Raw genomic sequence first — 14,620 nt, 5'->3', positions numbered from 1 at the left:
TCAGCGCCGCCCTCCGTCCTCGGCGCTCAGCCCTCCGGCCCCCATCCCGGCCTCACCCCTCCCTCTTCAGTTCTCAAAGACCACGCGCTCAAGCGCACTCAGGTCCCCTCACCCCCCGCCCCCCTACTCTTGGGCCGTGAACGAAATGCCCCGGGATCACCGCCCCGCCAAGTCGATCCGCGTGCTGCTCGCCGAGGACCAGGGCATGATGCGCGGGGCGCTCGCGCTGTTGCTCGGGATGGAGCCGGACATCCTGGTGGTGGCCAAGGTCGCGGCGGGGGACGCGATCGTGGACGCGGCGCTCACGCATCGCCCCGACGTGGCCCTGCTGGACATCGAACTGCCGGGCATGAGCGGTCTGGACGCCGCCGCCGAGCTGCGGGACCAGGTGCCGGACTGCCGGGTGCTGATCCTGACCACCTTCGGGCGGCCCGGCTACCTGCGGCGGGCCATGGAGGCGGGGGCCGCCGGTTTCCTCGTCAAGGACGGGCCGGTCGAGGAGTTGGCCGCCTGCATCCGCCGGGTGCTGACCGGTGAGACCGTGATCGACCCCGCCCTCGCCGCGGCCGCCCTCAGCGCCGGCCCGAACCCGCTCACCGCCCGCGAGTGCGAGGTCCTCAAGGCCGCCACGGACGGCGCGACGGTGGCCGACATCGCCGGCAGGCTCCACCTCTCCGAGTCCACCGTCCGCAACTACCTCTCCTCCGCGATCGGCAAGACCGGCACCCGCAACCGGATGGAGGCGGTACGGGAGGCCCGGCAGCAGGGGTGGCTGTGAGCCCGCCCCGCACTCACCGCCCCTCCCCTACTCGATCACCTCCGCCGACTTGTACTGCGTCCCCTTCGGTGCCAGGCACACGAACCAGTCGTAGGGCGAGCCCTCCGGGGAGCGGATCGCCGCGGCGTCCGTGCTGGTCCCCGCGCCCGCAGGGGGCCTCTCCACCACCGTCACCGTGTTGTTCGTCCAGACGCAGTTGACGCGCTGGGCGGTCTTGGCGACGGAGCCGATGACGAGCCGGACGTCCTTGGTGTTGCCGGGTTCGAGGGGGAGGGCGCCGGAGGTGAGGTCGGTGCCGGTCATGGTGTCCGTCGCGGGGACCGTGTTCTCCATGACCTTCGTGGACTCGTCGCCGTAGTCGCGGTGCACGAAGTACGCGATCTTGCCCACCAGGTCGGAGGCCTTGCGGACGTCGGGCGGGTCCTCGTCGTGCGCCCGCATCGCGTTCAACGTGGCGCGGGCCTCCGCGAGGTCGACCGGTGCCTGCCAGGTGTCGAGGGTGACCCGCCACACCTTGCCGTCCTCCGTGCCCGTCGCCAGCGTGATCCGGTTGGCGGGCTCGAACACGCGGGGCGTGCCGGTGACCGCCGGCTGGGTGGCCACCCCCTGCCCGCTGCCCTCCCCGCCCGGCAGCCCCGCCACCGCGAGCGTCGCCGAGGAGCCCGCGAGCACCAGTGCCGTGGCCGTGGCCACCGCCCAGCGACGGGCCCGGCGCCTGCGGCCGCCGCGGATCACCGCGTCGTAGGGGGCTATACCGATCTCCACCTCGTCGGCGGCGTCGGCCAGCAGGAGGGCGATGTCGCTGTCGCTCATGTGGTGGTCCTTCTTCCGGTCCGCGCTCATCCCTGCCGCCCTCCCTGCGTCACCATGTCGGCCAGCTGGGGTATGGCGCGGAGTTTCGCGATCCCCTTGGCCGCGTTGCTCTTCACCGAGCCGATCGAACAGCCCATCGCCTCGGCCGTCTGTGTCTCGGTCAGGTCCTCCCAGTAGCGCAGGACCACCGCCTCCCGCTGTCGGGGCGGGAGTTGGGCCAGCGCCTTCAGCAGGGCGCTGCGGTCGTCGGCCTGGGCGATGCGGTCACCGGTGTCGGCGACCTCGCGCACCAGCCCCGAGTCGTCCCCCCGGGCCAGGAACTCCCTGAGCCTTCTGCGGTGCTTGCGCGCGTGGGCGTTGACCATCACGCGCCGTACGTACGCCTCCGGATCGTCCGCCGAGCCGACCCTGCGCCAGGCCACATAGGCCTGTTCGAGCGTCGACTGGACCAGGTCCTCCGCTGCGTGCTGCTCCCCCGTGAGGAGAAATGCCGTCCGCATCAGCCGTGGCCAGCGGCCGATGACAAAGCTCTGGAACTCCTCGTCCCGAGCCTGTTTCCGATCCCCCATGGGCACCTCCTAGATGTCTAAAGGAGTCCATGGACCGCCGGGACCGTTGCCTCACTCCGCAGAATTTCCCGCTCGGCTCTGGGGAAGTTTCCTCGGCAGCCACACCACCATCAGCACCACCGCCCCGACCAGCACGACCGTCCCCGCCCGGAAGGCCAGCGCGTACCCCTCCGTCAGCGCCTGCGCCGAACCCCCGCTGCCCGTCCGGGCCGCGGCGACCGTCGACAGCACCGCGAGCCCCAGCGACCCGCCCATCGTGCGCGAGGTGTTGATCAGCCCCGACACCAGCCCGGCCTCCCCCGGCGCCGCCCCCGACGTGGCGAGCGAGGCGAGCGGGGTCGAGGCGAGGCCCGCGCCCAGCATCATCAGGATGCCCGGGCCCATGATCGAGGTGAGGTAGCCGCCGTCCGCCGTCATCGTCGACTGCCAGGCGTAGCCGGTGAGCGCGACGAGCGTGCCCAGGACCGCCACCCGGCGGGCCCCGGAGCGGCGCATGAGGCGGGGCGCGAGCTTGGAGCCGAGCACGATCGCCAGCGAGCTGGGCAGCATGGAGAGTCCGGCGTCCAGCGGGGAGTAGCCGAGGACGTTCTGGGCGTAGAGCGTGATGAAGTACCAGGTGCAGAACAGGGCGGCGCCGCTGAGGAACATCGCCGCGTTCGCCGACGCCACGGCCCGCACCCTGAGCAGTCCGAGCGGCATCAGCGGGGCGGCCGTACGGGACTCGACGAGGAGGAAGGCGCCCACGAGCGCCGCTCCGACGGCCAGCGGGACCAGGGTGGCGGCCGCCGTCCAGCCCTCGGCCTCGGTCTGCGCGATGCCGTAGGCCAACACCGCGAGGCCCCCGGTGACCAGCAGGGCGCCCGGCAGGTCCAGGCGCCGTCCGTCCCCGGCGCGGCTCTCGGTCAGCCACAGCAGCGAGCCCAGCAGGACCACCGCGCCGACCGGCACGTTGATCAGCAGCACCCAGCGCCAGGACAGGGTGTCCACCAGGAGGCCGCCGAAGAACCCGCCCGCCGCGCCGCCGCCCGCGCCCACCGCGGTCCAGGTGGCTATCGCGCGGGCCCGCGCGGGGCCCTCCGGGACGGCCGAGGTCACGATGGTCAGGGTCGCGGGGGCCAGGACCGCCGCGCCGAGACCCTGCGCCGCGCGCGCGAGCAGCAGTTGCCCGCCGCCCTCGGCGAGCCCGCCCGCCAGCGAGGCCACGGTGAACAGGCCGAGCCCGACCAGGAACATCCGCTTGCGGCCGTAGAGGTCGCCGGCCCGGCCGCCGAGCAGCATGAACCCGGCGAAGGCGATCGCGTAGGAGTTCACCACCCACTGGAGGCCGGTTCCGCTCATGCCCAGGTCGGCGCGGATGGAGGGCAGCGCCACATTGACGACGGACACGTCGAGCACGACCAGGAACTGGCCCGCGCACGCCAGGGCCACCACCAGCCAGGCGGGCGGCGCGGAGCGAGAACGGCCGGACACACGAGCGACATCTGCGGCTTCGAGCATGGTCGTCATGGTCTCAACCGGCTCCGACTTCCCCAAGAGAATATAAAGAAATCGTTAGTACGCCGAAGCATCGGAATAGTTGCCCATGCATACGTAGTTCAGAACACACGTAACTCGATCTTCCAGGCCCGGAGGCCTTCCTCACATGACGCACACGCCGACCGACCAGCCCAACCGGAGAGCGTCCGGCGCTGTCGTCCCGGTGCTCGCCTTCGCGGGCATCGTGGTCGCGGTGATGCAGACCCTGCTCGTCCCGGTCATCAAGGACCTGCCGCAGCTGCTGAACACGGAGCCCAGCAACGCCACCTGGGTCCTGACGTCCACCCTGCTCTCGGGCGCCGTCGCCACCCCGATCATGGGCCGCCTCGGCGACCTGTACGGCAAGCGCCGCATGCTGATCCTCAGCCTCGCCGTGATGGTCGTCGGCGCCCTGGTCAGCGCCCTCACCAGCGACCTGCTCACCATGATCGCCGGCCGTACCCTCCAGGGCTTCGCCATGGGCGCGATCCCCCTCGGCATCGGCCTGATGCGCGACATGCTGCCCCGCGAGAAGCTCGGCTCGGCCATGGCCCTGATGAGCTCCTCGATCGGCGTCGGCGGCGGACTCGCCCTCCCCCTCGCCGCGCTGATCGCCCAGCACGCCGACTGGCACGCCCTCTTCTACGGCGCCGCCGGCCTCGGCGCCCTCTCGATCGTCCTCACCCTCCTCGTCGTACCCGAGTCCCCCGCGCGCGCGGAGGGCACCTTCGACGTCCTGGGCGCGATCGGCCTCTCCACCGGCCTGGTCCTCTTCCTCCTGCCGATCACCAAGGGCAGCGACTGGGGCTGGACCTCCGGCACCACGCTCGGCCTCTTCGCCGCGTCGGCCGTGGTCCTGGTCCTGTGGGGCGTCATGGAGCTGCGGGTGAAGGCCCCCCTGGTCGACCTGCGCACCACCGCCCGCCCGGCGGTCCTCTTCACCAACCTGGCGTCGATCATGGTGGGTGTCTCCTTCTACGTCGTCTCGCTCGTCCTCCCCCAGCTCCTCCAGCTCCCGAAGGCGACCGGCTACGGCCTCGGCCAGTCGATGGTCGTCGCGGGCCTCCTGGTCGCCCCGCTGGGCCTGACGATGATGCTCACGGCGCCGGTGTACGCCCGCCTCTCCGCGAAGTACGGCCCCAAGGTCACCCTCATCCTCGGCATGCTGATCATCGCGATCGGCTACGGCGCCGGCCTCGGCCTCATGAGCGCGGCCTGGCAGAGCCTCGTCATCGCGGTGGTGCTGGGCGCGGGCATCGGTCTCGCCTACTCCTCGCTTCCCGCGCTGATCGTCGGGGCGGTCCCGGCGTCGGAGACGGGGGCGGCGAACGGCCTCAACACGCTGATGCGGTCCATCGGTACGTCCGTGTCGAGCGCCGTGATCGGCATGGTGCTGGCCAACACGGCGAACGACGTCGGCGGTGTCGCGGTCCCCACGATGCACGGTTTCCGGGTCTCCTTCCTGATCGCGACGGGTGCGGTGGCGATCGGCCTGCTGATGGCGGTGTTCCTGCCGAAGCCGAACCGGGCTCCGCAGCTGCGCGCCAGCAGCGAGGAGGAGGCGAACCTCGAGCACGCGGAGGAGGTTCTGCGGGGCTTCCGGGGCCGTGTCCTAGACGCCTCCGGGGCTCCGGTCGCGCGCGCCAAGGTCACGCTGATCGACCGGCGGGGGCGGCAGGCGGGGTCCGCGGTCGCCGACGAGGACGGCGTGTACGCGCTCAGCGTGCCGGGCGAGGGAGCGTACGTGCTCGCGGCGCGAGCCGTGGGGCACGGTCCGCTCGCGTCCTCGGCGACGCACTCCGGGGACGAGCGCGCGGTGAACCTGGACCTGGCCCTGCCGGGCGAGACCGTCACGGCCTGACCGACCCGTTGCCGCCCCGCACCCCCGCCCCGCGCCTGGGACGGGGGTGCGGTGCGTCGGCGGGAAGCGGAAGGCCGTAGGACCGACTCAGGGTCATCGAACCGGTGCCGGTCCGCACGACGGCCCGGCCCGACCCGGGTCCTCGCGCGGCGCGTGCCCCGACCACGCGGGGATCGGCGCGCCCGGCACATACCGCGCCACTCCACCAGAACAGCCACTCCACCAGAACAACCGGCGCCCCCGCGCACACCGCCCCACCCCGCCAGAACGACCCGCCCCCCGTCACTCCTCCCACAGGGCGTGCGGCAGCATGGGTCGTTCGCAGGGGCTCCGGCGTCTGCTCGCCCTCTTCACCGACCCGTACGACCGAGAGGACCCCCATGGCCGCGGCCGCACCCAAGCCCGAGATCCTGGCCGCCTTCGAGGCCGCGAAGGGGTTCATGCCGGTCGGCGAGGGGCTGGCTCTCTACGACGCCGCGCTGGAAGCCGGGCGGCTCGGGCTGCCGTTGCTGGAGGTGGGCACGTACTGCGGGCGTTCCGCGATCCTGCTCGCCGACGCGGCCCGGGAGACCGGTGTCACCGCGCTCACCGTCGACCACCATCGCGGCAGCGAGGAGCAGCAGCCGGGGTGGGAGTACCACGACCCGGGGACCGTGGACGCCGAACTCGGTGTGATGGACACGCTGCCGACCTTCCGCAGGACCCTCCACCGGGCCGGGCTGGAGGAGCACGTGGTCGCGCTCGTCGGGCGCTCCCCGCAGATCGCGCACCTGTGGAACAGCCCCCTCGCGCTCGTCTTCATCGACGGCGGCCACACCGACGAGCACGCGAACGCCGACTACGAGGGCTGGGCCCCCCACGTGGCCGAGGGCGGGCTGCTCGTCATCCATGACGTGTTCCCGGAGCCGGAGGACGAGTTCACCGGCCAGGCCCCGTACCGGATCTACCTCCGGGCCCTCGCCTCCGGCGCCTTCACCGAGGTCTCGGCGACCGACTCGCTGCGGGTCCTGCGGCGGACGCGGGCGGGGATCTGACGGCGGGGTTAGAGTCGCTGACGTGTCGTACGCAGGCCCTGAATTCGAGTCCCCCCAGCCGCGCCCCCGGCGCCGGCCCCTGACCCTCGCTCTCGCCGTGCTCGTGCCGGGTGCGCTGCTCGGGTGGCTGGTGTACGAGGGGGTGGGCGGGGCGGCCGACGGCGGCGGGACCCCGGCCGCGGTGAACGCGCCGGTGAGCGCCCCGCCGACCGTCTCCTCCACCACGGCCGACGACAAGGCACTGTCCGCCCCGCTCAGGGGCAAGGTCGTCGTCATCGACCCGGGGCACAACCTCACCAACTTCCGGCACACGGCCGAGATCAACCGCAAGGTGGACATCGGTACGGGCCGCAAGGCCTGCGACACGACGGGGACGTCCACCAACTCCGGTTACGCGGAGGCCAAGTTCTCGCTCGACGTCGCCCACCGGCTGCGCACCCTGCTGGAGCGGCAGGGCGCGACCGTGAAGCTGACGCAGGACGGCGACCGGCCCTACGGCCCCTGCGTGGACGAGCGGGCCAGGATCGGCAACCGGGCCAAGGCCGACGCCGTGGTGTCGATCCACGCGGACGGCGCGGGCGCGGGGCAGCGCGGCTACCACGTGATCCTCCCGGGCCGCGTCCACAAGGGCATCGCCGACACGCGCCGTATCGTCGTCCCCTCCGCCGCACTGGGCAAGCGCATCGCGGCCGACTTCGGACGCGCGACGGGCACCAAACCCTCCAACTACATCGGCCACGGAACCGGCCTTGACACCCGCACGGACCTCGGCGGCCTCAATCTGTCAACGGTCCCCAAGGTCTTCATCGAATGCGGCAACATGCGCGACAGCAAGGACGCGGCTCTGCTCACGAGCGCGGCCTGGCGCCAGAAGGCCGCGCAAGGGATCTCTGAGGGAATCGTGAGTTTCCTGCGCGGGTAACGATCAGCGCGCTCAACCCGCCGTACGCTCCGCCAGGGCGGACGATAGGGTCTACCGACGACGAGACGACCTACGAAGGACCTGAAGTGAATATCCGCTCCCTCACTCGGGGCGACGGCGTGGTGATCGGAGCAGCGGTATTGCTGTTCATCGCGTCGTTCCTCGACATCTACGCGGTCGACGGGGCTCCCGACGACGCCGAACTCCCCAACTCCTGGGAGAGTGGCCCGGTTCTGATGGGGGTCATTCTCGCGGGCATCATCGGTGCCGGGCTCGTCGTCGCCTCGCGCGGCCTGCCGCAGGTTCCCAAGGTCGCCGGGCTCGATCTCGGCCAGTTCGGCGTCGCGTTCACCGTCTTCGCCGCCTGGTCCGCGCTCGGCAACATCTTCGACCCGCTGGGCGGCGCCGACAACGGCGGCTCCGGTACGGGCAGCGGCGTCAGCGCCGGCATCGGTCTGATCCTCGCTCTCGTCGCGACCCTCGTCATGGCCGGTGCCGCCATCGCCACCCCGCTGGTCCCCGCCCTCCAGGCCGGCCTGATCCCGGCACCCAAGCCGCCCCAGCCGCAGCCCTACGGCGCCCAGCCGCCCGGTGGTTACGGCTACCCGGGCGCCCAGCAGCCGGGACAGCCCGGTCAGCCGGGACAGCCCTACGGCGGTCAGCCGCAGCCGGGTCAGCCGTTCGGCGCGCAGCCGCAGGCGTCGGCCCCGCAGCCGCCGGCCGCGGAGTTCTCGCCGTTCTGGTTCGCCGTGCCGGTGCCGCGTCCGCTGTTCGCGGAGGACGGCACGCAGACGCCGATCGCCGAACTCGCGCCGGGCACCTGGTACTTGGCCGTCGAGCAGCGCGGTCCCGGTCTGGTCGCCCAGACCCAGGACGGCCGCCGCGGCGTGCTCCAGGACACGAGCGGCATCCAGCGCGGCTGAGCCCTTCACGGTCGTACGACGGCCCCTCGCCCCTTCCGGGCGGGGGGCCGTTGCCGTTCATGCCCCTTCCGGGCGCGGGCCGTTCCCTTCCGGGCGGGCGCCGCCACGCTTCATGCCCCTTCCGGGGCGGGGGCCGTTGCCGTACATTCGCGAGCGGTCCACAGGAACTGACACACCGTCAGGAGGCGTCGTGCGACTCGGTCTTGCGCTCGGTTACTGGGGTCGCGGCCCCTCCCCCGACCAGGTGCCGCTGGCCCAGGAGGCCGAGCGGCTCGGGTATCACTCGGTGTGGACGGCCGAGTCGTGGGGGTCGGACGTGTTCACCCCCCTCACCTGGATCGCGGCGCGGACGTCAACGATCATGCTGGGTACGGCGGTTGCGCAGATGGCCGCCCGGTCGCCCACCACGACCGCCATGCACGCCCTCACCCTGGACCATCTCTCCGGCGGGCGGGTCATGTTGGGGCTCGGGCTGTCCGGGCCGCAGGTCGTCGAGGGGTGGTACGGGCGGCCGTTCCCCAAGTCGCCGCTGACCGCGACCCGGGAGTACGTCGACGTCGTACGGCAGGTGCTGCGGCGGGAGGCACCGGTCGCGTCGCAGGGGCGTTTCCATCCGCTGCCGTACCGGGGGCCGGACGGGACGGGCCTCGGCAAGGCGCTGAAGCCCATCACCCATCCCCTCCGCCCCGACCTGCCGATCCTGCTCGGCGCCGAGGGCCCGAAGAACGTCGCCCAGACGACCCGGATCGCGGACGGCTGGCTGCCGCTGTACTGGTCGCCGACCCGGCCCGAGGTGTACGAGGCCTCGCTCGCCGGCACCCCGGACGGTTTCCTAATCGCTCCCATGGCCCAGGTGCGGGTCTGCGACGACGTGGCCGAGGGGTTGCTGCCGGTCAAGACGATGCTCGGCTTCTACATCGGCGGGATGGGCCACGCGGCCCGCAACTTCCACGCCGACCTCATGGCCCGCATGGGGTACGAGGAGGAGGCCCGCAGGATCCAGCGGCTGTTCCTGGAGGGGCGGCGGGAGGAGGCGGTGCTCGCCGTGCCCGACGCGTTCGCCGACGAGATCTCCCTGGTCGGACCGCGTGAACGGATCGCCGAGCGGCTGGAGTTGTGGCGCAAGGGGCCGGTGACGGATCTGCTGGCGCTGGCACCGGATCCGCACACGCTGCGGGTGCTGGCGGAGCTCAACGGATGACGCCAGGTTTCGTTCGAGCAATCCCGGCCATTCGAACACCATGTCCACTCATACGCGCCGTGGTGCCAATTCAGCCGGGACGGTCATAGCGGTCGTCGCCGACATCATGGCCCTCATCCTGGGCCTGTGGATTCTGATGTACCTGCTGGACGCCAACCGCGGGAACGACTTCGTGCAGTTCATCCACGACGCCGCCCGCTGGCTCGCCGGCTGGTCCTACGACCTGTTCACCTTCGACGAGGCCTGGGCCCGCGTGGTCGCCGGCTACGGCCTGGCGGCTGTGGTGTACCTGTTCGTGGGCCACGCCATAGCCAATAGGGCTCACCGTCACTGAACCCAGTCAGGGGCGCGGGGAACTGCGCGACCAGCCACGGATCACCCGCAGCCGCCGTCGCGCAGCACCCTCCGAGCTCTCAGGCGCAGCAGTCCGGGTCCAACCCCAGTGGCAGGCGGTCTCCCCCGAACACCGCGCACGTGGCCTCATGGCCTCCAAGCGCGGCAACGGCCAGTAGAAGCGAGCCCGCCGTCCATGTGGTGAGTTCGCGGGGCCAGATTGCCTGGTCCTCGAACACGTAGCCCGTCCAGTACAACCCGCTCTCGGCGTCCCGCAGATGCTGGATGGACTGGAGGATCTCCAGCGCCCGGTCGGACTCGCCCGTCACCCACAGGGCCAGGGCGAGTTCGGCCGACTCCCCGCCCGTCACCCACGGGTTGGGGACGACGCACCGCACTCCGAGGCCGGGCACGACGAACCGCTCCCAGCCCTCCTCGATACGGGACTTGGCCTCCGTACCGGTCAACGCCCCGCCCAGGACCGGGTAGTACCAGTCCATGGAGTAGCGGTCCTTGTCGAGGAAGCGCTCGGGGTGGCGGCGGATCGCGTGCCGCAGGGCGCCGACGGCCAACTCCCAGTCCGGCTGCGCCTCTTCGCGCTGTTCGGCGATCGCGAGAGCGCACCGCAGGGCGTGGTGGATGGAGGAGGATCCGGTGAGCAGCCCGTCGGCGACGGCACGGCCGTCGTCCTCCCGCTTCCACCCGATCTGCCCACCCGGCTGCTGGAGCCCCAGCACGAACTCCGTCGCCGCGTACACCGTCGGCCACATCCGGTCGAGGAAGGTGTCGTCGCCGGTGGACAGGTAGTGGTGCCACACTCCTACGGCTATGTAGGCGACGAAGTTCGTCTCGCGCCCCCGGTCGGTGACCTCCGCGAAGTCGCCGTCCTGGTAGGCCGCGTACCAGGAACCGTCCGTGTTCTGGTGCCGGGCGAGCCACGCGTAGGCCCGCTCGGCGGCCTCGTGCTCGCCCGCCGCGTCCAGGGCCATCGCGGCCTCGGTGTGGTCCCACGGGTCGAGGTGGTGCCCACGGAACCACGGGATCGCCCCGTCCTCGCGCTGCACGGCCAGGATCCCGGCGACGGTCGCGGCGGCCTGCTCGGCGGTCAACACCCCGGGCAGGACGAGGTGTTCGGTACGCGGAGTCGTCACCGCGCGTCCACGGCGGGCAGGTGCGGCTTGGTCGCATAGGCCACGAAGCTCTTGCCGATCAGGGGGTTGAGGGCCTGCTCGGCGACCCGGGTCGCCAGCGGCTTCTTCATGATGTCCCAGACCAGCAGCTTGTGGTATGCCTTCACCGGCAGCGCCTTGTCGTTGTCGACGCCGAACGCGCACTTCAGCCACCAGTACGGGGAGTGCAGGGCGTGCGCGTGGTGGGTGCCGTACGGCTGGAGCCCGGCCTCGCGGATCTTCGTGAGCAGTTCGTCCGCCTTGTAGATGCGGATGTGGCCGCCCTCGACCTCGTGGTACGCGTCGGAGAGCGCCCAGCAGACCTTCTCGGGGCCGTAGCGCGGGACGGTGATCGCGATCCGGCCGCCGGGCTTGAGCACCCGGACCATCTCGGCGAGTACGCCCTTGTCGTCGGGGATGTGCTCCATGACCTCGGAGATGATCACGACGTCGAAGGACTCGTCGGGGAAGGGCAGGGCGAGGGCGTCGCCCTCCATGGCGGTGGCGGTGGCGCCCTCGGGGGCCTCGCCGGCCTCCTTCATCGCCGCGAACCACTTCGCGACCTCGCGGATCTCCTCGGCGTTCTGGTCCAGCGCCACGACCTGCGCACCGCGCCGGTAGCACTCGAACGCGTGCCGGCCGGCCCCGCAGCCGAGGTCCAGGACACGGTCGCCCGGCGCGAGCGGGAACCGGGAGAAGTCGACGGTCAGCACGTGGCCCTGCTTTCGGGAGAGACGCCGGAGTCTGTGGTGGAGGCTGCGGTCTTGGGAACGGCGGACACGGCACCGCTGTTGCTTGGAGAGGCGGGGGCGGGGGTGGTGGCGGGCTCGCGGACGGCGGCGGTGCGGTCGGCGCGGGCAGCGGCCTCGCGCACCGCGGGGGTGCTGCCCGCGGTGGCGGCAGGCTCGCGCACGGCCGGAGTGCGGTCGGCGCTGGCGGCGGGCTCCGGGGCGCCGGTGGGGCCCGCATCACCACCCTCCGCGGTCACCGCGTCCGCCCCGCGGCTCGCGGGGGCCGCAGGAGCCACGGAAGCCGCCACAGGGGCCAGGGAGGCCGGGGAAGCCGCCGAGGCCGGGGAAGCCACGGGAGCCACGGAGGCCGCAGAGCGCGTCTGGCGTGGGGTCGCCGGGGCGGAGCCGGATCCCGGCGTCTCCGCGGCGATCGCCTGCCGGTATCTCGCCACCGTGCCCTCCGCGGCGCGGGCCCAGGTGAAGTGGGCGAGGACGCGTTCACGGCCTGCTGCGCCGAGTCGGGCCCGCAGGTCCGGGTCGCCCAGGAGGCGGCTCAGGCCCACCGCCAGCGCACCGGGGTCCCCGGACGGTACCGCGAGGCACGTCTCGCCGTCGCGGCCGGCCACCTCGGGGATCGCGCCGCCCGTGGTGGCGACCAGCGGGGTGCCGGTCGCCATCGCCTCGGCGGCCGGCAGGGAGAAGCCCTCGTAGAGCGACGGCACGCAGGCGATCTCCGCCGAGCGGACCAGGTCGACCAGTTCCGCGTCCGAGATGCCCTTGACGAAGTCGACGGCGCCTTCGAGGCCGTAGCGCTCGATCGCGACGGCGACCGGGCCCTCCGTGGGCCGCTTGCCGACGACCACCACGTGCGCGCCGGGGTGTTCGGTGCGCACCTTCGCGAGGGCCTCGACGAGGAAGACCAGGCCCTTGAGCGGGACGTCCGCACTGGAGGTCGTGACGATCCGGCCGGGGACCACCGGCACGGACGGATCCGGCTTGAACAGGTCGGTGTCGGCGCCGATGTGCACGACGTGGATCCGGTCGTCCCGGACGCCGAGGTGCTCGACGATCTCCTGCCGCGAGGTGCCGGAGACGGTGAGCACGGAGGGCAGCCGGCGGGCCACGCGCTTCTGCATCCGGGTGAAGGCGTACCAGCGCCGCTTGGAGAGCCGCTGCTGCCAGCCGTCGGCCGCGTCCAGCTCCAACTGCCGGTCCACGGTGATGGGGTGGTGGATGGTGGTCACCAGCGGCGCGCCGATGTCGCCCAACAGGCCGTAGCCGAGGGTCTGGTTGTCGTGCACGACGTCGAACTCACCAGTGCGGGCCCGGAGATGGCGTCGGGCCCGCAGGGAGAAGGTGAGCGGCTCGGGGAAGCCGCCGGTCCACATCGTGGCGACTTCCAGGGCGTCGATCCAGTCCCGGTACTCGTCCCGTTTCGGGGTGCGGAAGGGGTCCGGGGAGCGGTACAGGTCCAGGCTCGGCAGCTCCGTGAGCGGCACGCCCTCGTCGAGGACGGGGTACGGCTGGGAACCGATGACCTCGACCCGGTGGCCGAGCCGGGCCAACTCGCGCGAGAGGTGCCGGGTGTAGACCCCCTGGCCCCCGCAGAACGGGTTCCCCTTATAGGTGAGGAGCGCGATACGGAGCGGTCGCTCGCCGTCGGCGGCCGGGTCCTCGAAGGGCCCGGCCTGACTGGCCTCAGCGGTCACTCTGGGCCCCCTTCTGCCTGCACTGTCCCGCGAGATTACGACGAGACGGTAATCTAGAACAAGTTTCAGACTTGATCGTTCAGGAGGCTCTGAATCTACCGGCAGGTAGGGGTCGTGTGAGCGGTGGATCAGGTGATTCACGCCACGAACGCGGCGCCCGCGCCACGGCTCGGCACCCTGGCATGCTGAGTGATCACACGCCCTCACGGACTGTCACGGAACCCAAGGTGGACAAGGTGGCCAAGCCGCCCAGAGTGGAAGCCAGTATCGCGCGACCGGACGCGCCGCCGCTGACCGAGCGGCAGGAGGCGCGGCGCCGGCGCATCCTGCACGCGAGCGCGCAGCTGGCGAGCCGGGGTGGGTTCGACGCGGTGCAGATGCGGGAGGTCGCGGAGTCCTCGCAGGTCGCGCTCGGCACCCTCTACCGCTACTTCCCGTCCAAGATCCATCTGCTGGTCGCCACCATGCAGGACCAGTTGGAGCACATGCACGGCACGCTCCGCAAGAAGCCGCCGCAGGGCGAGACGGCGGCGGAGCGGGTCGCGGAGACCCTGATGCGGGCCTTCCGCGCGCTCCAGCGCGAGCCGCATCTGGCGGATGCGATGGTCAGGGCGCTGACCTTCGCGGACCGCAGCGTGAGCCCGGAGGTCGACCAGGTCTCCCACCAGACCACGCTGATCATCCTGGACGCGATGGGCCTTGAGGACCCCACCCCCGAGCAGCTCTCCGCGGTCCGCGTCATCGAACACACCTGGCACTCGGCCCTGATCACCTGGCTGTCGGGCCGGGCCTCCATCGCCCAGGTGAAGATCGACATCGAAACCGTATGCCGCCTGATCGACCTCACGGAGTCGCGGCGGTAGGCCTTTTGACGCGGAGCTCCTTCGCGCACGCCAGTTATGTACGACCCGTCTCGCGCGCCCTGCGCTGGGGCTCGCCCGCTCGGGGCCGGCTGGCGCATCGGGGCTGACGCGGGGCAACTGACCGCGGGCGCGTAGCCGGTGGCGCGGCGCGTCGGCGGAAACGGCTGGCGCGTGGTCGGTGGCAGCCGGCGCACGGCCG

The 14,620-nt window shown here is 72.0% G+C and carries 14 protein-coding genes; 8 read left to right on the top strand and 6 right to left on the bottom strand.

Annotated features, from left to right (window positions below):
* The first annotated feature begins 145 nt into the window (after nt 1–145).
* Nucleotides 146–778 (top strand): response regulator, encoded by a 633-nt coding sequence (locus ACFULQ_RS27365; protein ID WP_383548526.1) that lies wholly within the window; start codon nt 146–148, stop codon nt 776–778.
* Nucleotides 779–805: 27 nt separating this feature from the next.
* Here the strand turns inward: ACFULQ_RS27365 and ACFULQ_RS27360 are convergent, their stop codons facing one another.
* The 3 genes from ACFULQ_RS27360 to ACFULQ_RS27350 are packed head-to-tail and all read right to left on the bottom strand — an operon-like array spanning nt 806 to nt 3,666.
* The gene (locus ACFULQ_RS27360; RefSeq protein WP_383548478.1) at nt 806–1,621 is read right to left on the bottom strand and encodes a hypothetical protein; all 816 of its coding nucleotides are present in this window, start codon (nt 1,619–1,621) and stop codon (nt 806–808) included.
* Nucleotides 1,618–2,160: a SigE family RNA polymerase sigma factor gene (locus ACFULQ_RS27355; RefSeq protein WP_383548475.1), complete on the bottom strand. Its 543-nt coding sequence runs from the start codon at nt 2,158–2,160 to the stop codon at nt 1,618–1,620. Before ACFULQ_RS27355 ends, ACFULQ_RS27360 begins: the two co-directional genes overlap by 4 nt.
* Nucleotides 2,161–2,211: 51 nt before the next feature.
* A complete protein-coding gene (locus ACFULQ_RS27350) occupies nt 2,212–3,666 on the bottom strand; it encodes an MFS transporter (RefSeq protein ID WP_383548473.1) in 1,455 nt (484 codons plus the stop codon).
* Between the two features lie 136 nt (nt 3,667–3,802).
* Here ACFULQ_RS27350 and ACFULQ_RS27345 point away from each other — a divergent pair, with 136 nt between their 5' ends.
* From ACFULQ_RS27345 to ACFULQ_RS27320, 6 genes are all read left to right on the top strand, one after another.
* Nucleotides 3,803–5,536, top strand: coding sequence for an MFS transporter (locus ACFULQ_RS27345; protein ID WP_383548470.1), 1,734 nt, complete (start codon nt 3,803–3,805; stop codon nt 5,534–5,536).
* 380 nt (nt 5,537–5,916) lie between these two features.
* Nucleotides 5,917–6,570, top strand: a complete 654-nt coding sequence (locus ACFULQ_RS27340; protein ID WP_383548467.1) for a class I SAM-dependent methyltransferase — start codon at nt 5,917–5,919, stop codon at nt 6,568–6,570.
* 22 nt (nt 6,571–6,592) lie between these two features.
* Nucleotides 6,593–7,492: an N-acetylmuramoyl-L-alanine amidase gene (locus ACFULQ_RS27335; protein WP_383548465.1), complete on the top strand. Its 900-nt coding sequence runs from the start codon at nt 6,593–6,595 to the stop codon at nt 7,490–7,492.
* Nucleotides 7,493–7,578: 86 nt separating this feature from the next.
* On the top strand, nt 7,579–8,415 hold the full coding sequence (locus ACFULQ_RS27330; RefSeq protein ID WP_383548462.1) for a DUF5336 domain-containing protein: 837 nt from the start codon (nt 7,579–7,581) through the stop codon (nt 8,413–8,415).
* A gap of 190 nt (nt 8,416–8,605) precedes the next feature.
* Complete coding sequence (locus tag ACFULQ_RS27325; RefSeq protein WP_383548459.1) at nt 8,606–9,616, top strand: LLM class F420-dependent oxidoreductase; 1,011 nt, start codon at nt 8,606–8,608, stop codon at nt 9,614–9,616.
* Nucleotides 9,617–9,656: 40 nt separating this feature from the next.
* Nucleotides 9,657–9,950 (top strand): hypothetical protein, encoded by a 294-nt coding sequence (locus tag ACFULQ_RS27320; protein ID WP_028810033.1) that lies wholly within the window; start codon nt 9,657–9,659, stop codon nt 9,948–9,950.
* A gap of 79 nt (nt 9,951–10,029) precedes the next feature.
* Here ACFULQ_RS27320 and ACFULQ_RS27315 read toward each other — a convergent pair whose 3' ends face one another.
* Genes ACFULQ_RS27315 through ACFULQ_RS27305 form a run of 3 tightly spaced genes read right to left on the bottom strand, consistent with a single transcriptional unit; the run spans nt 10,030 to nt 13,558 of the window.
* A complete protein-coding gene (locus ACFULQ_RS27315) occupies nt 10,030–11,100 on the bottom strand; it encodes a prenyltransferase (RefSeq protein ID WP_383548457.1) in 1,071 nt (356 codons plus the stop codon).
* Entirely contained in the window at nt 11,097–11,831 is a 735-nt protein-coding gene (locus ACFULQ_RS27310; RefSeq protein WP_383548454.1) for a class I SAM-dependent methyltransferase, read from the bottom strand. The genes ACFULQ_RS27315 and ACFULQ_RS27310 overlap by 4 nt, the downstream gene beginning before the upstream one ends.
* The gene (locus ACFULQ_RS27305) at nt 11,825–13,558 is read right to left on the bottom strand and encodes a glycosyltransferase (RefSeq protein ID WP_383548452.1); all 1,734 of its coding nucleotides are present in this window, start codon (nt 13,556–13,558) and stop codon (nt 11,825–11,827) included. Before ACFULQ_RS27305 ends, ACFULQ_RS27310 begins: the two co-directional genes overlap by 7 nt.
* A gap of 227 nt (nt 13,559–13,785) precedes the next feature.
* On the opposite strand from ACFULQ_RS27305, the gene ACFULQ_RS27300 reads away from it, so the two are divergent.
* A complete protein-coding gene (locus ACFULQ_RS27300) occupies nt 13,786–14,421 on the top strand; it encodes a TetR family transcriptional regulator (protein WP_383548449.1) in 636 nt (211 codons plus the stop codon).
* The last annotated feature ends 199 nt before the right edge of the window (nt 14,422–14,620 follow it).

Source organism: Streptomyces sp. NPDC057253, from assembly GCF_042669125.1.
In the GTDB taxonomy this organism is placed as follows: Bacteria; Actinomycetota; Actinomycetes; order Streptomycetales; family Streptomycetaceae; genus Streptomyces.
Note: the sequence above shows the minus strand (reverse complement) of the source record. Positions and strands in the feature narration are given on the sequence as shown.

Coding starts and splice junctions, on each gene's coding strand:
- ACFULQ_RS27340 (WP_383548467.1), top strand. CDS start 5,917: ATGGCCGCGGCCGCACCCAAGCCCGAGATCCTGGCCGCCTTCGAGGCC.
- ACFULQ_RS27360 (WP_383548478.1), bottom strand. CDS start 1,621: ATGAGCGCGGACCGGAAGAAGGACCACCACATGAGCGACAGCGACATC.
- ACFULQ_RS27320 (WP_028810033.1), top strand. CDS start 9,657: ATGTCCACTCATACGCGCCGTGGTGCCAATTCAGCCGGGACGGTCATA.
- ACFULQ_RS27365 (WP_383548526.1), top strand. CDS start 146: ATGCCCCGGGATCACCGCCCCGCCAAGTCGATCCGCGTGCTGCTCGCC.
- ACFULQ_RS27355 (WP_383548475.1), bottom strand. CDS start 2,160: ATGGGGGATCGGAAACAGGCTCGGGACGAGGAGTTCCAGAGCTTTGTC.
- ACFULQ_RS27345 (WP_383548470.1), top strand. CDS start 3,803: ATGACGCACACGCCGACCGACCAGCCCAACCGGAGAGCGTCCGGCGCT.
- ACFULQ_RS27350 (WP_383548473.1), bottom strand. CDS start 3,666: ATGACGACCATGCTCGAAGCCGCAGATGTCGCTCGTGTGTCCGGCCGT.